The organism is Paraburkholderia oxyphila NBRC 105797 (assembly GCF_000685075.1).
GTDB lineage: Bacteria > Pseudomonadota > Gammaproteobacteria > Burkholderiales > Burkholderiaceae > Paraburkholderia > Paraburkholderia oxyphila.
In genome coordinates, this window is sequence record NZ_BAYD01000015.1 from 45,461 (window position 1) to 64,948 (window position 19,488).

Genomic DNA, 19,488 nt, shown 5'->3' on the forward strand with positions numbered 1-19,488 from the left:
AACTCCCCGCTAACCGCAGGTCCCGATCTCCCCGCAGGCGGTGCAGAAGTCGCAGCCGTCGCGCCGGATCACCGCGTTCGCGCCGCACGAGCCGCATTTGCGGCCGAGCATCGCGTGGGGCGCCGCGAGCGCCGCGTCGGCCGGCAGGGCGTTGGGGCCGTCGAGCACGCGCTCGCCCGCGCGCGTCGCGGCATCGACTTCGCCAACAGGACTTGCGCCTGCGCGCGCGGCGCCCTCGGCGCGCCGCTGCGCGAGCAGCCGCGACGGCACCTGGCGCCCCTCGGCGTCCAGAAAGCCGCGCCGGTGCAGGATCTGCTGGATCGCATAGGCGATGGCCGCGACCTCGGAGTCGTGCCACAGCGGCGTGCGCTTGCCGTCGAGCCGCTGGGTCTCGCCATAGCGCACCTGGCCGCGGTCCCATGAGACCTTGCGCAAGTCCTGCAGATTGCGCGCGACGAAGCCGCCGCGCGCGGCGAGCGAGAGCGAGCGCATCGTCGCCGTGATCCATTGCTGCGACTCGTCGCGCTGGCCGATGGGAATGAAGAATTCGATGGGCCGCTCGATCGTCATGGATTCGCCGCCCACCTGGCCCGTCACTTCGAGGAACGACACGGCCACATAGAGCGAGACCTTGCCCGTCTGCGTGAGGTATTCGATCTTCTCGATCACGGCCGGCAGCTCGCCCTTGGGCCGATGATCGATCGCCACGCGCAAGGGGTCGAGCAGGGCGTCGCTCTGGGCGTCGTCGAGCGCGTCGCCGGCGGCGGGCAGCGTCTGCAGCACCGCCCCGAGCGTCTCGTTGGGTCGATAGGTCGCGAGGCCCTTGAGCCCGCGCCGCCATGCGTCGAGATAGAGGTTCTCGAACGCGTCGAACGGATAGTCGGCGGGCACGTTCACCGTCTTCGAGATCGAGGTGTCCACGAACGGCTGCACGGCCGCCATCATCGCCACGTGCTCTTGTGCGCTCATCTGCAGCGCGCTCACGAAATACCCGGGCAGCGCATTGACGTCGCCGCCCAGCTCGCGATAGACGCGCCACGCGTGGTCCTCGACCGTGAAGGTCTCGTTGCTGCCGTCCGCCATGCGGCGCGTGCGCTGGTAGGTCCACGAGAACGCGGGCTCGATGCCGTTCGAGGCGTTGTCGGCGAAGGCGAGGCTCACGGTGCCCGTGGGCGCGATCGAGAGCAGGTGGCTGTTGCGGATGCCGTGCGCGCGGATCTCGGCCTGCAGGTCTTCGGGCAGGCGCGAGGCGAAGGTGCCGGCCGCGAGATAGGTGTTCGCATCGAAGAGCGGGAACGCGCCGCGCTCGCGCGCGAGCGCCACCGACGCGCGGTACGCCGCGTCGCGCATCGTGCGGCCCACCCGCGCGCCGAACGCGCAGCCTTCGTCCGAGTTGTAGCGGATGCCGAGCATCACGAGCGTGTCGCCGAGGCCCGTGAAGCCCACCCCGATGCGCCGCTTGGCGGCCGCTTCCGCCTGCTGCTCGGGCAGCGGCCAGAGCGTGACGTCGAGCACGTCGTCGAGAAAGCGCACCTGGGTGGCCGTGCGCGCGGCGAGCTCGTCCCAGTCGAACGCGGGCTTACCGCCGCGCAACTGCGCGAACGGCTCGCGCACGAAGCGCGTGAGATCGAGCGGGCCGAGATTGCAGCAGCCATAGGCGGGCAGGGGCTGCTCGCCACACGGATTGGTCGCGCGGATGCTCTCCAGCGCGCGCAGGTTGTTGTCCTCGTTCATGCGCGAGATGAACACCACGCCGGGCTCGGCCATGTCGTAGGTCGAGCGCATGATGGTGTCCCACAGCGCGCGGGCGCGCTTTTCCGCGTAGACCCACAGGCCGTCCTCGCGCTGCTTGAGGTCGCCTGCCGCGCGCAGCGCGGGCGAGGGCTCGGCGCGATGCACGAGCGGCCAGATTTCATCGTTCTCGACGGCGCGCATGAACGCGTCGGTCACCGCCACCGAGACGTTGAAGTTGTTCCAGCGTCCCTTCGAATGCTTGGCCTCGATGAACTCGGGCAGGTCGGGGTGATCGCAGTCGAGCACGGCCATCTGCGCGCCGCGCCGCGAGCCCGCGCTCTCCACGGTGCGGCATGAGGCATCGAACACGTCGATGTAGCTGCACGGCCCGGAGGCGCTCGATCCCGTCGATTTGACGTGCGCGCCGCGCGGACGGATGGCCGAAAAGTTGTAGCCGACGCCACCGCCGCGCCGCATGGTCTCGGCGGCCTGCAACAGCGCGACGTAGATGCCGGGGCGGCCTTCGTCGTCCACGCCCTGGATGCTGTCGCCCACCGGCTGCACGAAGCAGTTGATGAGCGTGGCCTCGATGCCGGCGCCCGCCGCGCTCATGATGCGGCCCGCGCCCAATGCGCCGTGGCGCAGGTTGTCGACGAAGCGCGCCTCCACCTCGGCGCGCAGCGCGGGCGGCTCGGCCTGCGCGACGCCGTGGGCGACGCGGCGGTAGATGTCGTCCGCGCTTTGCTCGTCGCCCTTGGCGTACTTTTCGAGCATCACGTCGAGCGAGAAGGACTGCGCGGGGAACGGGAGCGGGGACGTGTCTTCAGCCATGGCCGGGCCTCTCGGGGCGCCGCGCGCTCGCTGGACGAGAGATGACGGGTGCGAGAGGCGTGGCGGCGGTTGCGGGACGAAGCGCCGCTCGCGCAAGAGGTGCGCGGCCGGCGCCATCTTCTGCAACCTTACCGCAGCGGCGGCGGTCGTGTATCTGACAGCACGTCGCGGGGAGGCGGAACGCAGTCAGGCCGCTTCGCTGAAAGGCACATTGGCGACGAGGTCGCCGAACACTTCCGCTGCGATCATCACCGAGGCATTGAGCGGCGCCGGCCGTTCGGCCGGCTTGAACACGGCGTCGCCGCGGCGGATCTTGCGGCGCGAGACGGCGCAGGTGCCCGAGGTGTGCGCCGAGCGCCGGCGCCAGCGTTGTTCGCCATAGTGGCAGCGGCCGGGTTCGACCCAGCGGATCACGAGCGCTGAATCCGTTTGTTCGAGGATTTCGATGCGTTCACCGTTGGCTCCGTCAAGCGCAAGACACGCCTTCTTTCTCATTGTCGGCTCCGTAAGTGGGGTTTGCCCGGACTGTATTCCTGTGCGCCGCCAAGTGCCATTGTGTCGCCGTTGAAACACCATTCCACAAACGACAACAATCCCCCTGCGACACTATGCGATTAACGAAGGAATGGGGGTTTGCGGGCGATCAAGGTGCGACATGCCGGATTTGTGCAACGCAGTGTTGTGCAAAGCGCGACACGAAAATCGGCCTGGAGGGGTGGGGTTGGAACGCCGGGAGCCGGCACGAATCAGATGAAAAGCGGCCTGAGGCGGCGGCTGGCGATTCGCGTTTTCGGTGCGCCGCCCGTATGCTGGCGGCCTGGCGACTGGTCCGGGGCTGGCTTTGCGCCATGCCGGCGCGCCTCGCGTTCGGATGCCTGCAGGCTCGGCTACATGGAGACCCGGCTGCCGGCGTCTGCTTGCGGGGCCCGATTTGCTGCACCGCACGAGCCGTTTTGTCGAATTTTCACGAGGTTACATGATTCATCGCCCGCCTGCTCCCAACTCCGCAAACGAGCAAAAAATCCAGCGCTTCGCCTCCGCCGCGTTGTTCGCCGCGCTCGTCCTGCTCGCGCTGTGGGTCGTGCGCGAGTTCCTGCCTGCCGTGGCCTGGGCGTGCGTGGTCGCCATCGTGCTGTGGCCGGCCTATCAGGCCATCGAGCGCCACCGCTGGTTCAAGTGCCGCACCACGTGGATCGCCACGCTGCTCACGCTGGCCATCGCGCTGCTCGTCGTGCTGCCGATCGCGGTCACGGCGATCCAGGCGGGCGGCGAGGCACACGAGCTCTATCTGTGGGTGCGCGCGGCCCAGGAGAACGGCGTGCCGGTGCCCGACTTTGTCTCGCAACTGCCGGTGGGCAGCCACTCGCTGAGCGCCTGGTGGCAGACCAATCTCGCGCAGCCGCTCAAGGCCTCGCCCGCGATGAAGAGCCTGCACGGCGACACCCTCGTGTCGTTCGGGCGGCATTTCGGCGCGCGCGCCCTGCATGCGACGATGACCTTCGGCTTCATGCTCGTCACGCTGTTCGTGATCTTGCAGGCGGGGCCGAGGCTCTCCGGCACCGTGATGCGCGGCGCGCGCCGCGCGTTCGGCGCGGATGGCGCGCAGCTGCTGCAGCGCATGGCCTCCGCCGTGCGGGCGACGGTTACGGGGCTCGTGGTTGTCGGGCTGGGCGAGGGCGTGCTGCTCGGCATCGCCTACATGTTCACCGGCGTGCCGCATGCGGCGCTGCTCGGCACCGTCACCGCCATCGCGGCGATGCTGCCGTTCTGCGCGCCCGTCGTGTTCTGCGGCGCGGCGCTTTGGCTCGTCGTGCAAGGTTCGGTCATCGGAGCCGCGGCGCTCGTGGTGTGGGGCTTCGTGGTGGTGTTCGTCGCCGAGCACTTCGTGCGGCCCGTGCTGATCGGCAACTCGACGCGCCTGCCCTTCCTGCTCGTGCTGTTCGGCATCCTCGGCGGCGCGGCGACCTTTGGGCTGATCGGCATCTTCATCGGCCCGGCGCTCATGACCGTGCTGATGGTGCTGTGGGTGAACTGGGCGGAGTGACGCCGGCGCTTCGGGCCTGTGGGCGCATTGGGCTCCCCGGGACGCCCGGCGGCTTTAAGGGACGTCGTGCGGCTTTCATGGGCAGCGCCCGGCTTTGAGCCGAGCACGGTTCCCACGGACGCCGCGCGGCTCTTAGCGCACGCAGGCGAGCGTGTACTTGAGCGCGGCGGGCAGCAGCTCGCGCCAGACGGGCCAGACGTGGCCGCCATCGACGATGCGCAGTGCCGCGGGGTTGCCCGCCTCGCGCAGGCGCGTGTAGAGCAGCGACGATTCGGCCTGGATCACGAGGTCGTCGTCGCCCGAGGCGATGAAGATCGGCACGCGCCAGGGCCGTCCGAAATAGCCGCTCCAGAGCGCCGGATAGTTGAGCGCGCGCCAGACATGCGGATCGAACTGGTGCTCGCCGAACACGCCCACGCGCCGCGCCGATGAAGACAGTGGCGGGTCGCCCGAGTAGATCGCCGGCGAGAGCAGGAAGGTGCCGCAGAACATCTCGGGGTGTTCGAGCGTATAGCGAAGGGCGCCGAAACCGCCCATGGAGACGCCGCCGATCGCGCGCGTGCCGCGCTCGTCCTCGACAGCGAAATGCGATTGGACCTCCGGTATGAGGTCGGCAAAGAAGGCCGTCTCCATCTTTTCCTTGCGGTCGACGTACCAGTTTGTGCCGCCTTGCGGCATCACGATCACGACCGGGGGGATCTCGCGGCGGGCGATCAGCGTATCGACGGTGCTCTGCAGGTCGCCTTGCGTGACCCAGTCCATCGCATCGCCATTGTTGCCGTGCAGGAGATAGAGCACCGGATAGCGCGCCGCGTCGGTGCGATAGCCGGTGGGCAGGTAGACCGCGTACGGCCAGTCGCGGCCGAGCGCCGTTGCGTGGAAGCTGTGCAGCGCGACCGTGCTGGCCGCGGCGGGGGCGGCGAAGGTGAAGAGCGTGGTGAATGTCGCGAGGGCCGCGAACAGCGCGGTGCGAGGGTGTCTGCGCATGGCAGGAGAGCCGGTCAGGAGGGCGCGTCAGCGGCGCGGGGTCATCATGCTAGCAGTGGCCCGTGCGTGCCGGAAGCCGGGCGGCGAGCGGCGCAGGCACGGGTCCGGAAAAAACCGCGCGCGGGGCCGCGAGGTTGCGTCTGTGACGCCTGCGTGCCTGCGAAACGGACGGACCTTTGCGTTGTCGCCGGTCCGATCCACTCAGGCCGACACCTTCGCGCGTGTGGGCAACAGACGCTTGAGCGGATCGGATGCGCGCGCAACCAGAAGCAGCGCGGTGAGCGCGAAGGCGTCGGCGGCGAGGCCGAGTGGCACGTTCAGATAGCCGTCGGTGTACCAGTAGAGCAGCGAGTCGACCGTCAGCGAGATGACCGCACCGGCCACGAACGAGAGCAGCCCCTTGCGACCCACCAGTCCCACCCACGGCAGGGCGGCGGCGAGCTTCTTCGCCCAGCCGAGCCGGATCACATGCGCGGTCAGCCAGGCCACGCCGAAGAAGTTGATCGCGCGGAACCAGGCGAGATTGCGCTTGAATTCGCCATCGAGCGCGGTGTTGCCCAGATGCAGGCGGTAGATGGCGGCCCCCGCGACGATGGCGAGCGCGAGCGCCGTCACGAAGCCGCCGAGCTTGCGCTGCGCGGTGACGCTTTGGAACACCGGCTGCGTCTGCGCGATCACGCCGGCCACGAACAGCAATTGCCAGCCGAACGGATTGAAGTCCCAGTTGACGTCGGCCACGTGCGGCAGCCACGGCGTGAGGTGCGGGGCGATGCCCCACAGCGCGAGGCTGATCGCGGCCAGCAGCCACGGCCGCGTGCGCGCGAGCGGCAAGGCGAGCGGCGCGGCCAGCGCGAAGCACGCGTACATCGGCAGCACGCCAGCGAGGTACGGCTGGCGGCGCAGTAGCACGATGTCGCGCAGCGCCGCGGCGGGGGCGAGCGTGAGGTCGTCGAGATCGGTGGTGGCGAGGTTCGGCGCGTCGACGTTGCAGGCGACCAGGACCGCCGTCACGAGCAGCATGAGCAGCGCGGTGATCACGAAGGCGCGGTAGATCTCGAACGCGCGCTTGATGAAGCGCTGACGCGCGGCGGCCTCGGTGCGGCGCGCGCAGAGCGCGGCCCAGGCGGTGGCCGTGGCGAAGCCGCCGAGGAATACGAACACTTCGGCGGCGTCGCACAGCGCGTAGGCGTGCAACGTCACGCGCGAGACGATGCTGCCGCCGATGTGGTCGACGACGATGATCAACAGGACAAGGCCACGAAAGAAGTCGAGTTCGACGAGACGATTGGATGACTGTGACATGGCTCCGGCGTCAACCGGACGTGGCGCGCCGAGTAAGCCGGAAACGGCCGGGTGGCGCGCACGGCCGCGCTGGCGCGTGCAAAAAAGGTCGCTGCGGCGGCAGGTTGCCTGAGCGCGATGCTCGACGACGGCAACTGCCTCGGCTTGCCGCTCGGGCAGCCGTTGCGCAGCAACGGTTCAAGCCCATGTGACGCAAGCGCCGGGGCCGCGATAGCACCGCCTCCTGCGCAAGGCCGGAGCGGCACGTGGAGTCAAAGGCCCGGCAATCAGCGACGAGGACAACGGCGGCTCAGGAGTGACCTGTACTGGCACGCCAAGGTTCCCACGGGCCGGGTCTTACGCTTGACGGCCGCAATACTACATGAGTTTCAAATGGCTTTCAGCGGGTGCCGCGACTTAAGTTCTGGTTCAGCGCGCCGATATGTCAAGAAATGAGGGCTGGATCTCGCGCTGTTTCCGGCCGCGCAGGCGAGAAGATGGCGCATCTTTTTAAGATTTGTATCAGAGTGTTGTTGCCTGCCTGAGATATGTGAATTGCGCTTTACAATGCCAGACTGTTTTCAAGATAGAAGCGGAATTGCCGCCTCGATTTTTGCGCGACAGTGGCCGATTTTATCGGACAAAGCGCGCATTTTGAATGCAGATGGAAGTGGGGCGGACGCGAGTGTTCAGGCCGGCGAGTGGGGTGGGAGCGCGATTTGACGCTGCAGACCTGGCCACTTTGCCTGCTGTGGAGTGTCCGGCGACTCCGATCGACCGCGAAGCATGGGACCAGAGTAAGGCGCTAAAGCGCCCACTCTGGTCGACAGGAGATTAACAATCATGTTTGAGGATCGTTCAGATCCGCGCGCCAACAGTCTGCTGACGCGCCGCTTGTGGCAGCGCCTCGCAGGCCTCGGCCTGGCCGCATTGCTGGGCGCTTGCGCAAACGTTGGCCAGCAGCAGCCGGCGCCTTCGCAGCCGCAGCCCGACCCGTCGGCGGCTGTAAGCCCGGCCTCGGGTGCCGCTGCAACGGCAACCGGTGCCGCGGCGAGCCAGCAACAGGCCGCTAGCGCGCCGGTCACGCGCGTCGTCACGAAAACCACCTGGGTGCGTGTGCGCCGCGGCGATTCGCTGCTGCGCATCGCGGCGAACCACAAGGTTTCGGTCAAGGAACTGGCGGCATGGAACGGCATCAAGCCCACCAGCCATGTGCGGGCCGGCCAGTCGCTCAGGCTCGTCTCGAAGCAGACGATCACGGTGCAAGCCGCTGCGCCTGCTCAGGCAGGCGGCACGAATGCCGCAGCGAGTCCGGCGGCGGACGCAGCGGAAGGCCGCGAGGTCGCGGCCGAGGTCAAGCGCCATGCGCGCAGTGTGGCGCTGGTCTGGCCGGCGCAGGGCCGCGTCGTGGAGCCGTTCGAGCCGGGCACGACGCGCGGCATCGAGATCGCGGGCAAGGCTGGCGACCCGGTGATCGCCGCAGCCGACGGCAAGGTCATGTACGCGGGCACGGGCCTGAACGAGTACGGCAGCCTGATCATCGTCCAGCACAACAAGGACTTCCTGACCGCCTACTCGCACAACCGGCGTCTGCTCGTGAAGACGGGCGACGTGGTCCACCAGGGCCAGCAGATCGCGGAGATGGGCAGCGAGAACAACGACCGCGTGGCGGTGCTGTTCGAGGTGCGCCGCGACGGCAAGCCTGTCGATCCGATGCCGTATTTGCCGGCGTCGCCGCAGGGTTGAGCGCGTCGTTTCCGATCGCGGCGCAAGGGCGTCGCGTTTCTATTGTCCGATTTGCGCGGCGAGGCCGAGCTCGCCCGCAACCTTTCCGAGCCGCTTGTCTCGCGTCCAGATCGCGACGCCCGGCTGCAGGCGGGCGGACGCAAGCAGACTGGTATCCACGTAGCCAATGCCGCGATTGAACAACTGCGCTTGTTCGATCAGATAGAACGTCTCTTCCGGCGTGGCGACGGGCACGGCTGGCAAGTCGCGCAGCGCGCCAAGGACGAGCTCGCGCTCGCGCAGGCTGCCAAGCGAGATTTCCCCGATTACATAAGCATGTGCAAGCACGCGCTCGTCTGCGAGCAGGCCTTTCAGCAGGGGATCGGTGGCGTTGAAATGGTCGATCCAGACCGATGTGTCGACGAGAATCATTCGACATCCGTCCGACGGCGTGGCGCTGCCACGATGCCGGGCTGACTGCCGCCAAGGTTCGCAAGCCGTCGCGCGGCCTCGCGCTGGATCAGGGCTTTGAGGGCTTCGCGCACGAGCGCTGTCTTTTCTTCCAGACCGGTATAGGCCTGGGCTTTGGCGATCAAGTCGTCGTCGAGAGCGATGGTGGTGCGCATGATGGTTACCCCTCAATGTACAGGCATAAAATATAGCATCGATTGATGTGCATTTCGATGTGTCCATGACCGGTCCGATTGTTTAGCTGCAAAAGCACTGGCGTAGAGCAAAAACGCCCTGATGCATCGCAGCATCAGGGCGTCTTTTAAATCAGCGCAGGCAGCGTGCTTCTTAAAACCGCTTCTTAAAACGAATCCCCCGGCACCCGCACCGATCCCTCCATCAGCACGCGCGCGCTACGGCTCATGATGGCCTTCGTGACCGTCCATTCACCGCCTTCCTGACGCGCCTCGGCGCCCACGCGCAGCGTGCCCGACGGATGCCCGAAACGCACTGCGTTGCGCTCGCCGCCGCCTGCCGCGAGATTCACGAGCGTGCCCGGAATGGCCGCCGCCGTGCCGATCGCCACGGCCGCCGTGCCCATCATGGCGTGATGAAGCTTGCCCATCGACATCGCGCGCACCAGCAGATCGACGTCGCCGGCTTCCACGCGCTTGCCGCTCGACGCCGTATAGCCCACAGGTTTCGCGACAAAGGCGATCTTCGGCGTGTGCTGGCGCGTGGCGATCTCGTCGAGGTTCTTGATCAGGCCCATGCGCAGCGCGCCGTGCGCGCGGATGGTCTCGAACTTCTTCAGCGCCTCGGCGTCGCTGTTGATTGCGTCTTGCAGCTCCGTGCCCGTGTAGCCGATGGCCTCGGCGTTCACGAAGATCGTCGGGATGCCCGCGTTGATCATCGTGGCCTTCAGTGTGCCGACGCCCGGCACTTCGAGGTCGTCGACGAGCTGGCCGGTGGGGAACATCGCGCCGCCCGCGCCTTCTTCTTCGGCGGCGGGGTCGAGGAATTCGAGCTGCACTTCGGCGGCGGGGAAGGTCACGCCGTCGAGTTCGAAGTCGCCGGTTTCCTGCACCTGGCCGTTCGTGATGGGCACGTGCGCGACGATGGTCTTGCCGATGTTGGCCTGCCAGATGCGCACGGTGAAGACGCCGTTCTCGGGAATGCGGCTCGCGTCGATCAGGCCGCCGCTGATCGCGAACGGGCCCACGGCCGCGGAGAGATTGCCGCAGTTGCCGCTCCAGTCGACGAAGGCCTTGTCGATGGCGACCTGGCCGAACAGATAGTCGACGTCATGACCGGGCCGGCTGCTCTTCGCGACGATCACGGTTTTGCTGGTGCTGGACGTGGCGCCGCCCATGCCGTCGATTTGCTTGCCGTACGGGTCGGGGCTGCCGATGACGCGCATGAGCAGCTTGTCGCGCGCAACGCCGGGCGTTTGCGCGGCTTCGGGCAGATCCTGCAGGCGGAAGAACACGCCTTTACTGGTGCCCCCGCGCATATAGGTAGCGGGGATTTTGATCTGGGGTATATGACTCATGAGAATCCCATGTCGATGAAGTCAACGAACTCCCCTCTCCCTTGAGGGAGAGGGGCAGGGGGAGAGGGGGGAGGCGGCACCTTTCGCGACTTCCCCAACGATCACCTCGAGCACCACTTCGATGTTCAGCAATATCTCGTCGTTCCAGAAGCGCAGTACGGTGAAGCCCCGGCTCTGCAACCAGGCATCGCGCGCCGCGTCGTCGGCGCTGCCGTTGTGCTGCCCGCCATCGGCCTCGATGACCAGACGTGCACCGAAATGCACGAAGTCCACGATATAGGGGCCGATAGGCTGTTGCCTGCGGAACTTCTGGCCGCACAGGCGATGCGCACGGAGGTGGCGCCATAGTAGTTGTTCCGCGTCCGTCATGTTTTTACGCAGAAACCTGGCGAACTGGATTTGATGTGGTGCGGCCACCATCGTCCTCCTCCCCCTCTCCCCAACCCCTCTCCCTCAAGGGGAGAGGGGCTATTTGGTCATGCTGCCTGCGACGACTCGAGGAAGTCCTGTGCGAAGCGTTGCAGCACGCCGCCCGCTTCGTAGATCGAGACTTCTTCGGCCGTGTCGAGGCGGCAAGTGACCGGTACCGCCACGCGCTCGCCGTTCTTGCGGTGAATCACGAGCGTCAAGTCGGCGCGCGGTGTGCGCTCGCCGATCACGTCATACGTTTCCGTGCCGTCGATGCCGAGCGTCGTGCGGTTCGTGCCAGCCTTGAACTCCAGCGGCAGCACGCCCATGCCGATCAGGTTCGTGCGGTGAATGCGCTCGAAGCCTTCCGCCACGATCACCTCCACACCCGCAAGGCGCACGCCCTTGGCCGCCCAGTCGCGCGACGAGCCCTGGCCGTAGTCCGCACCCGCAATGATGATCAGCGGCTGCTTGCGCTCCATGTAGGTCTCGATGGCTTCCCACATGCGCGTGACCTTGCCTTCCGGCTCGATGCGCGCGAGCGATCCCTTCTTCACCGCGCCGTCCACCACCGCCATCTCGTTGATGAGCGTGGGGTTCGCAAACGTCGCGCGCTGCGCCGTGAGGTGGTCGCCGCGGTGCGTCGCGTACGAGTTGAAATCCTCTTCGGGCAGGCCCATCTTCGCGAGGTACTCGCCCGCCGCGCTGTTCGCCATGATGGCGTTGGAGGGCGAGAGGTGGTCGGTCGTGATGTTGTCGCCGAGCACGGCGAGCGGGCGCAGGCCCTGCAACGTGCGCTCGCCCGCGAGCGCGCCTTCCCAGTACGGCGGACGGCGGATATAGGTGCTTTGCGCGCGCCAGTCGTAGAGCGGGTCCGTGGTCTCGCCGCTGGCGGCCGTAACCGCGAACATCGGTTCGTAGACCTTGCGGAACTGCTCGGGCTTCACGCTCTGCGCAACGATGGCGTCGATTTCCTCGTCGCTCGGCCAGATGTCCTTCAGGTACACCGGCTTGCCGTCCTGGTCCGTGCCGAGCGAGTCCTGTTCGATGTCGAAGCGGATCGTGCCTGCAATCGCATAGGCGACCACGAGCGGCGGCGAGGCGAGGAACGCCTGCTTCGCGTACGGATGGATGCGGCCGTCGAAGTTGCGGTTGCCCGAGAGCACGGCGGTCGCGTACAGGTCGCGGTCGATGATCTCCTGCTGGATCTTCGGATCGAGCGCGCCCGACATGCCGTTACAGGTGGTGCAAGCGAACGCCACGATGCCGAAGCCGAGCTTTTCCAGATCCGGCAGCAGGTTGGCCTCTTCGAGATAAAGCTCGACGGCCTTCGACCCCGGCGCGAGCGAGCTCTTCACCCACGGCTTGCGCGTGAGGCCGCGCGCGTTCGCGTTGCGCGCGAGCAGCGCGGCGGCGATCACGTTGCGCGGGTTGCTGGTGTTCGTGCAGCTCGTAATGGCAGCGATGATGACCGCGCCGTCGGGCATTTGCCCCGGCGTTTCTTCCCACTTGCCCGCGATGCCGCGCTCGGCCAGCGCCGAGGTAGGCAGGCGCTTGTGCGGGTTCGACGGGCCGGCCATGTTGCGCACGACGCTCGAGAGATCGAACTTGAGCGTGCGCTCGTACTGCGCGTTCGCGAGCGTATCGGCCCAGAGGCCCGCGGTCTTTGCATACGTTTCGACCAGCTTGACCTGCTCTTCCTCGCGGCCCGTGAGGCGCAGATAGTCGAGCGTCTGGTTGTCGATGAAGAACATCGCTGCCGTGGCGCCGTATTCGGGCGCCATGTTCGAGATCGTGGCACGGTCGCCGAGCGTGAGGCTCGACGCGCCTTCGCCGCGGAACTCCAGATACGCGCCCACGACCTTTTCCTTGCGCAGGAACTCGGTGAGGGCGAGCACGATGTCGGTGGCGGTGATGCCGGGCTGGCGCTTACCCGTGAGCTCCACGCCGACGATGTCGGGCAGACGCATCCACGAGGCGCGGCCGAGCATGACGTTTTCGGCTTCGAGGCCGCCCACGCCGATGGCGATCACGCCGAGCGCATCCACGTGTGGCGTGTGACTGTCCGTGCCCACGCAGGTGTCGGGGAACGCCACACCGTCGCGCGCCTGGATCACGGGCGACATCTTCTCCAGATTGATCTGGTGCATGATGCCGTTGCCCGGAGGAATGACGTCGACATTCTTGAACGCTTTCTTCGTCCAGTTGATGAAGTCGAAGCGGTCCTCGTTGCGCCGGTCTTCAATCGCACGGTTCTTCTTGAACGCGTCCGGGTCGAAGCCGCCGCATTCCACGGCGAGCGAGTGATCGACGATCAGCTGCACCGGTACGACCGGATTCACCTTGGCGGGGTCGCCGCCTTGATCCGCGATGGCATCGCGCAGGCCGGCGAGATCCACGAGCGCGGTCTGGCCGAGGATGTCATGGCACACGACGCGTGCGGGGAACCATGGGAAGTCGAGTTCGCGCTTGCGCTCGATGAGCTGCTTGAGCGAATCGGTGAGCGTAGCCGGGTCGCAGCGGCGCACGAGGTTTTCGGCGAGCACGCGCGAGGTGTACGGCAACGTGTCCCAGGCGCCGGGCTGGATTGCCTCGACGGCTTCGCGCGCGTCGAAGTAATCGAGCCGGGTGCCGGGAAGGGGCTTGCGGTAGGCGGTATTCACGGCTGTGGGGACCAATGAGGTTGTAAGCGGGGTGTTGCAGGGGACTGGCGCGAAGTGCTTGCGCGCTAGCTCCGGTCGACGGAGGCGATGCCGTCACTGTACGACGCATCACCTCCGTTACCCATTAGCCGTATGGCTAACGTTGAACGATCAGCGCTTGCCGATCGGCGCGAACTTCAGATTCTCCGGACCCGTGTAATTGGCGCTCGGGCGGATGATCTTGTTGTCGATGCGCTGCTCGATGATGTGCGCGCTCCAGCCTGCCGTGCGCGAGATCACGAAGAGCGGCGTGAACATAGCCGTCGGCACGCCCATCATGTGATACGAGACGGCGCTGAACCAGTCGAGGTTCGGGAACATCTTCTTGACTTCCCACATCGTCGACTCGAGGCGCTCGGCGATGTCGAACAGCTTCAGGTTCGACTGCTCCTTCGAGAGCTTCTTCGCGACTTCCTTGATGACCTTGTTGCGCGGGTCCGAGATCGTGTAGACCGGGTGGCCGAAGCCGATCACGACTTCCTTCGCTTCCACGCGGCGGCGGATGTCCGCTTCGGCCTCGTCCGGCGTCTCGTAGCGCGACTGGATCTCGAACGCGACTTCGTTCGCGCCGCCGTGCTTCGGACCGCGCAGCGCGCCGATCGCACCCGTGATCGCCGAGTAGATGTCCGAGCCCGTGCCCGCGATCACGCGGCCCGTGAAGGTCGAGGCGTTGAACTCGTGCTCCGCGTAGAGGTTCAGCGAAACATGCATCGCGTCGACCCACGACTTCGACGGCTCGCGGCCATGCAGCAGGTGCAGGAAGTGGCCGCCGATCGAGTCGTCGTCGGTTTCCACTTCGATGCGCTTGCCGTTGTGCGAGTAGTGATACCAGTACAGCAGCATCGAGCCGAGCGAGGCCATCAGGCGGTCGGCGATATCGCGCGCGCCGGGCAGGTTGTGGTCGTCCTTCTCCGGCAGCACGGTGCCAAGCACCGAAACGCCGGTGCGCATCACATCCATCGGGTGCGCCGAGGCCGGCACCCATTCGAGGGCCGCCTTCACGTTCGCGGGCAGGCCGCGCAGCGCCTTCAGCCTGGTCTTGTAGGCGGCCAGCTCGGCCGTGTTCGGCAGCTTGCCGTGCACCAGCAGGTAGGCGACTTCCTCGAACTCGCACGCGGTCGCGAGATCGAGAATGTCGTAGCCGCGGTAGTGCAGGTCGTTGCCGGTGCGGCCCACGGTGCACAGCGCGGTGTTGCCCGCCGCCACGCCGGACAGCGCGACAGACTTCTTCGGCTTGAAGCCGCCTGCGGCCTGCGTGGTGTTGTCGGTTTCGCTCATGGTGTCTTCCTCTCTCTAATGTCCTGAATGGGGTGCAGTTACTTCTTCGCGGCGAAGAGCGCGTCGAGCTTGTCTTCGTACGCGTGATAGCCGAGGTACTTGTAGAGGTCCTCGCGCGTTTGCATCGTCGAGACGGCGGCTTTCTGGGTGCCGTCGCGCTTGACCGTCTCGTAGAAGTTCAGCGCCGCCGCGTTCATCGCGCGGTACGCGCCGCAGCAGTAGAGCGCGATGTCCACGTTGGCGCTCTTCAGCTCTTCGGTCGTGAAGAACGGCGTCGAGCCGAACTCGGTCAGGTTCGCGAGGATCGGCACCTTTACCGCAGCGCGGAAGCGGCGGTAGTCGTCGAGCGTCTTCATGGCTTCGGGGAAGATCATGTCGGCGCCCGCTTCCACGTAGGCGACCGCGCGCTCGATGGCCGCGTCGATGCCTTCCACGGCGGCCGCGTCGGTGCGCGCCATGATCACGAAGCCGTCGTCGGTGCGCGCGTCCACGGCCGCCTTCACGCGGTCAACCATCTCGTCCTTGGCGACGACTTCCTTGCCCGGGCGATGGCCGCAGCGCTTCTGGCCCACCTGGTCTTCGAGGTGCACGGCCGCGACGCCCGCCTTGATGAACGACTTGATCGTGCGCGCGATGTTGAAGGCGCCGCCCCAGCCCGTGTCGATGTCGACCATCAGCGGGATGTCCACGGCGTCGGTGATGCGGCGCGCGTCGATCAGCACGTCGTCCATGGTGCTGATGCCGAGGTCCGGCACGCCGAGCGAGTTCGCGGCCACGCCGCCGCCCGAGAGGTACACGACCTTGAAGCCGGTCTGCTCGGCGAGCTTGGCGGCATAGGCGGTGATGGCGCCCACGACCTGCAGCGGTTGTTCGGCGGCCACGGCCGCGCGGAATTTCGCGCCGGCGCTTGCGGGGGATTTCGTGTTCATATGTGCGAGTCTCCGAAGGAACGGCGCTGATATTGCAGATACCGTGCCAGCTCATAACGAGCTCGCTAATCCGTTGATTTTGCGCCGGATAGACTTGGGCGCGCTTCCTTCCCTGATTTCCAGTATGAAATTGCGATTTCAAATTTGAAATTCAGGCGCGATAATGAAATGTCGATGAAATGCCGAGCCAGCATCCCATGAACCGCTTTCCTTCCGCCTCCGAATTCCGCCCGCGCGTCTGGGCCATGGGCATCAGCCGCCTGCGCGACTTGTTCCGCGACATCGCCGGCGAATACGACGGCCTGGCCGATCTGCGCGTGGTTCCGCGCGGTTTCGAGGAAGCCGCCGCCGAAATCGCCGCCGCGCCGCCGAACCAGCGGCCCGACGTGGTCGTGGCGGCGGGCTCGAACGGCACCTACCTGAAGGCGCGCATCGACCTGCCGGTCGTGCTCGTGCAGCCTACCGGTTTCGACGTGATGCAGGCGCTCGCCCGCGCGCGCCGCGAGGCCGACCTCGTCGCGCTCGTGACCTATGGCGAGACGCCCTCCGAAGTGCGGCGCTTCGCGAGCGCCTATGGTCTGGACGTGGTGTTCGCCTCGTATCGCACCGTGCAGGACGCCGAGGCCTGCGTGCTGGACCTGCGCGACCGGGGCGTGGGCGCGGTGGTGGGCCCGGGGCACGTGAACGACCTCGCGGCGCGGCTCGGGCTCGCGCCGTTCTTCGTCTATTCGCGCTCCTCGGTGCGCGCGGCCTTCGACAACGCGCTCGAAGTCGTGCAGGCCACGTGGCGCGAAACGCAGCGGCGCCAGCGTCTGGACAGTGTGCTGCAGCATCTGCGCGACGGCGTGGTGGCGCTCGACGCGAACGGGCGCGTGGAGGCGATCAACCAGCGTCTCGCCGCCGTGCTCGGCATCGACCCGGCTGCTGCTGCGGGCCGCTTGCTCGAAGACCTCGCGCCCGACATCGCCTTCACGCTGCCCGACGCCGACGGCGAATCGCTCGAAACCGTACGCGGCGTGAGCTACGTCGTGCACCGCGGGCCGCTCGTCGACAACGGCGTGACCACGGGCGCCGTGCTCACGTTTCAGGAGTCGCGCGCGGTGGAGCGCCTCGACCGCACCTTGCGCTCGCGCCAGCGCACCCAGCAGTTCGTCGCGCGCTACCGGCTGGGCGACCTGAGCGGCGCGACGACGGGCATCGCGCGCGTGCGCCAGCTCGCGCAGCGCTATGCCCGCTCGGACGCCACCGTGCTGATCCGCGGCGAAAGCGGTACCGGCAAGGAGATGGTCGCGCAGGGCATCCATCGCGAGAGCGCGCGGCGCGATTTCCCGTTCGTGGCGATCAACTGCGGCGCGTTTCCCGAGGCGCTGCTGGAGAGCGAGCTGTTCGGCTACGAGGAAGGCGCGTTCACGGGCGCGCGGCGCGGCGGCAAGGTCGGGCTGATCGAGGCGGCGCACCGCGGCACGCTCTTTCTCGACGAGATCGGCGAGATGCCGCTGCCGCTGCAAAGCCGCCTCTTGCGCGTGCTGCAGGAGCGCGAAGTGGTGCGGTTGGGCGCAACCGAGCCCACGCGCGTGGACGTGCGCGTAGTGGCGGCCACGCACCGCGCGCTGACCGAGCAGATCGAGTCGGGCGAATTCCGCGCGGACCTGTTCTATCGTCTGAACATCCTGAATCTGGCGATTCCGCCGCTGCGCGAGCGCGGCGCCGACATCGTGCCGCTCGCGGCCGAACTGCTGCTGCAGTCGGCGCGCCGCGAGCCGCGCGTGGCGCTGCGCATCCGCACGCAGGACGACGCCATGCGCGCGCTGGCGCCCGTGGGCGAGGCGCTCGCGCGTCACGGCTGGCCCGGCAACGTGCGCGAACTGCAGAACGTGGTGGAGCGGATGGTGGTGGAGCTCGCGGATTCGGACGTGGACGTGCTCACGCCCGAGGTGTTGCGCGCGATTGCGCCGGAGGTGTTCGAGCGCCGTGGCGGCGCGGCGCGCGCGGGCGCTGCGAGGGCCGTCGAGGCGTTACAGGACGAGGCAGCCGATTGGACTGATGGGGTTGATGTGGCCGATCAGCCGCTTACCTTGCGCGAACGCAGCCTGACGGTGGAAGCCGACGAGATCCGCGCGGCGCTCGAAGCGCACGGCGGCGACCGCGACCGCGTGTGCGCGCAGCTCGGCATCAGCAAGACGACGCTGTGGCGGCGCTTGAACGCCGCCAAGGCAAAACCGCGCACCAACCACGCAAACGGTGGAAACGCTGGAGATGGGGGAGGCGACGTGCCTGCGCGGCGCAAACCGGCGCGCGAAGCATGATGCGCAAAAGCGCGCCGCCTTCAGCGCGCGCTCAGTTCTTGATGCCGTTCAGCAGTTTCGCAACCACGCCGTGCTGGTGCAGCACTTCGGGACTCTTTTGCAAGAGTGCCTGATAGCGCTCGAAAAACTCCTCCGACTCCTCGCCCGCGAAGAGGCCGGCCACGCCTTCGGCGGCGCCCACGCGGTCTTCGGCTTTCGCGTCCTTCGCGTCGAGCGTTTCGTCGACGTTCGCGATCACCGTCGAGAGCGGCATGAGCCAGCGGAACCCCGAGCCGTTGATCAACACCTGCAGGAAGGCGGCCGGCGTCGTCGGGCCAAACTCGCGTTCATACTCGGCGCGCTCGTGATCGAGGATCGCCTTGTGCAGCGTGAGGAGCGGCTTGCGGACTTCGGAGAGGAACTGGATTGCGCGGACTTCATCCATCGTGGCGGCTCCTTGATTGCGTTCGACATCGCGCGGCGCACAAGCCGCGCGCCCATGCCGACGATGGTAGCGCAACGGGGCGGCGCGCGTGGCTATGATGCAGCGCACCTGCCATGGCTTGGCTGATATGGCGTGACACAGGCGGCGTGATGGCCAGGGCGTCACTGATGCGGTGTGAATCATGCAGCGTGCCTGAGGCAACAGGCGCCCTCAACCGCTTGCCTGCACGCATCTGAAGGCGGCGCTACACTCGGCCGGTCCTCGAATGGCCGTTTTCGTGCCAGCGTGCGCGCATTTGAGCCGCGTGCAGGAACAACGCATCGGCATGGCCTTCGATTGATCGCTTGCACCGACCAATCCCCACATCGGAGAGCCGCCTCATGACGACGTTAATCATCAACGGCGAGACGCACACGATCGATGCGCCGCCCGACATGCCGCTGCTCTGGGTCTTGCGCGACATCGTCGGCCTGACGGGCACGAAGTTCGGCTGCGGCATTGCGCAATGCGGTGCGTGCACCGTGCATCTCGACGGCGAGGCCGCGCGCTCGTGCGTGCTGCCCGTCGCGGCGCTCGAAGGCCGCAAGATCACGACGATCGAAGCCGTGGGCGCCACGCCCGCCGGGCAGAAGGTCCAGAAGGCCTGGCGCGATCTGGACGTGGTGCAGTGCGGCTACTGCCAGTCGGGGCAGGTGATGTCGGCGGCGGCGCTCATTGCCGCGAACGCGAACCCGAGCGACGCCGACATCGACGCCGCCATGGCGGGCAACATCTGCCGCTGCGGCACCTACACGCGCATCCGCGCGGCCATCAAGCAAGCCGCGAAGGAGGCCTGAC

The 19,488-nt window shown here is 67.1% G+C and carries 16 protein-coding genes; 4 read left to right on the forward strand and 12 right to left on the reverse strand.

Annotation, left to right across the window (positions count from 1 at the left end; genetic code table 11):
* Positions 1 to 9 precede the first annotated feature (9 nt).
* Both BO1_RS13020 and BO1_RS13025 read right to left on the reverse strand, forming a co-directional pair.
* Complete coding sequence (locus BO1_RS13020; protein ID WP_028217938.1) at positions 10 to 2,565, reverse strand: adenosylcobalamin-dependent ribonucleoside-diphosphate reductase; 2,556 nt, start codon at positions 2,563 to 2,565, stop codon at positions 10 to 12.
* A 186-nt stretch (positions 2,566 to 2,751) separates the two neighbouring features.
* Positions 2,752 to 3,060 (reverse strand): DUF3331 domain-containing protein, encoded by a 309-nt coding sequence (locus BO1_RS13025; protein WP_028217939.1) that lies wholly within the window; start codon positions 3,058 to 3,060, stop codon positions 2,752 to 2,754.
* 481 nt (positions 3,061 to 3,541) lie between these two features.
* Here BO1_RS13025 and BO1_RS13030 point away from each other — a divergent pair, with 481 nt between their 5' ends.
* Positions 3,542 to 4,609, forward strand: a complete 1,068-nt coding sequence (locus BO1_RS13030; protein WP_028217940.1) for an AI-2E family transporter — start codon at positions 3,542 to 3,544, stop codon at positions 4,607 to 4,609.
* 132 nt (positions 4,610 to 4,741) lie between these two features.
* Here BO1_RS13030 and BO1_RS13035 read toward each other — a convergent pair whose 3' ends face one another.
* The gene (locus BO1_RS13035; protein WP_028217941.1) at positions 4,742 to 5,596 is read right to left on the reverse strand and encodes an alpha/beta hydrolase; all 855 of its coding nucleotides are present in this window, start codon (positions 5,594 to 5,596) and stop codon (positions 4,742 to 4,744) included.
* Positions 5,597 to 5,797: 201 nt separating this feature from the next.
* The gene (locus BO1_RS13040) at positions 5,798 to 6,898 is read right to left on the reverse strand and encodes an OpgC domain-containing protein (RefSeq protein ID WP_028217942.1); all 1,101 of its coding nucleotides are present in this window, start codon (positions 6,896 to 6,898) and stop codon (positions 5,798 to 5,800) included.
* 822 nt (positions 6,899 to 7,720) lie between these two features.
* Between BO1_RS13040 and BO1_RS13045 the strand changes: the two genes are divergently transcribed.
* A complete protein-coding gene (locus BO1_RS13045) occupies positions 7,721 to 8,623 on the forward strand; it encodes a peptidoglycan DD-metalloendopeptidase family protein (RefSeq protein WP_084687924.1) in 903 nt (300 codons plus the stop codon).
* A gap of 39 nt (positions 8,624 to 8,662) precedes the next feature.
* On the opposite strand, the gene BO1_RS13050 is transcribed toward BO1_RS13045, so the two are convergent.
* The 7 genes from BO1_RS13050 to prpB all read right to left on the reverse strand — a co-directional run bounded on the left by BO1_RS13050 (position 8,663) and on the right by prpB (position 15,921).
* Positions 8,663 to 9,034, reverse strand: a complete 372-nt coding sequence (locus tag BO1_RS13050; RefSeq protein ID WP_028217944.1) for a type II toxin-antitoxin system VapC family toxin — start codon at positions 9,032 to 9,034, stop codon at positions 8,663 to 8,665.
* The gene (locus BO1_RS13055) at positions 9,031 to 9,228 is read right to left on the reverse strand and encodes a type II toxin-antitoxin system VapB family antitoxin (RefSeq protein WP_028217945.1); all 198 of its coding nucleotides are present in this window, start codon (positions 9,226 to 9,228) and stop codon (positions 9,031 to 9,033) included. Before BO1_RS13055 ends, BO1_RS13050 begins: the two co-directional genes overlap by 4 nt.
* Before the next feature lie 185 nt (positions 9,229 to 9,413).
* Entirely contained in the window at positions 9,414 to 10,604 is a 1,191-nt protein-coding gene (gene prpF, locus BO1_RS13060) for a 2-methylaconitate cis-trans isomerase PrpF (RefSeq protein ID WP_028217946.1), read from the reverse strand.
* Positions 10,605 to 10,625: 21 nt separating this feature from the next.
* Positions 10,626 to 11,024: an endonuclease domain-containing protein gene (locus BO1_RS13065; RefSeq protein WP_028217947.1), complete on the reverse strand. Its 399-nt coding sequence runs from the start codon at positions 11,022 to 11,024 to the stop codon at positions 10,626 to 10,628.
* Positions 11,025 to 11,080: 56 nt separating this feature from the next.
* A complete protein-coding gene (gene acnD / locus BO1_RS13070; RefSeq protein ID WP_028217948.1) occupies positions 11,081 to 13,675 on the reverse strand; it encodes a Fe/S-dependent 2-methylisocitrate dehydratase AcnD in 2,595 nt (864 codons plus the stop codon).
* 150 nt (positions 13,676 to 13,825) lie between these two features.
* Positions 13,826 to 14,992, reverse strand: a complete 1,167-nt coding sequence (gene prpC / locus BO1_RS13075) for a bifunctional 2-methylcitrate synthase/citrate synthase (RefSeq protein ID WP_028217949.1) — start codon at positions 14,990 to 14,992, stop codon at positions 13,826 to 13,828.
* 38 nt (positions 14,993 to 15,030) lie between these two features.
* Complete coding sequence (gene prpB / locus BO1_RS13080) at positions 15,031 to 15,921, reverse strand: methylisocitrate lyase (protein WP_028217950.1); 891 nt, start codon at positions 15,919 to 15,921, stop codon at positions 15,031 to 15,033.
* A 197-nt stretch (positions 15,922 to 16,118) separates the two neighbouring features.
* Here prpB and prpR point away from each other — a divergent pair, with 197 nt between their 5' ends.
* The gene (gene prpR, locus BO1_RS50830) at positions 16,119 to 18,227 is read left to right on the forward strand and encodes a propionate catabolism operon regulatory protein PrpR (RefSeq protein ID WP_043284738.1); all 2,109 of its coding nucleotides are present in this window, start codon (positions 16,119 to 16,121) and stop codon (positions 18,225 to 18,227) included.
* 31 nt (positions 18,228 to 18,258) lie between these two features.
* Here the strand turns inward: prpR and BO1_RS13090 are convergent, their stop codons facing one another.
* Positions 18,259 to 18,651, reverse strand: a complete 393-nt coding sequence (locus BO1_RS13090; RefSeq protein WP_028217951.1) for a thioredoxin domain-containing protein — start codon at positions 18,649 to 18,651, stop codon at positions 18,259 to 18,261.
* A gap of 380 nt (positions 18,652 to 19,031) precedes the next feature.
* On the opposite strand from BO1_RS13090, the gene BO1_RS13100 reads away from it, so the two are divergent.
* A complete protein-coding gene (locus BO1_RS13100) occupies positions 19,032 to 19,487 on the forward strand; it encodes a (2Fe-2S)-binding protein (protein WP_028217952.1) in 456 nt (151 codons plus the stop codon).
* Position 19,488 lies beyond the last annotated feature (1 nt).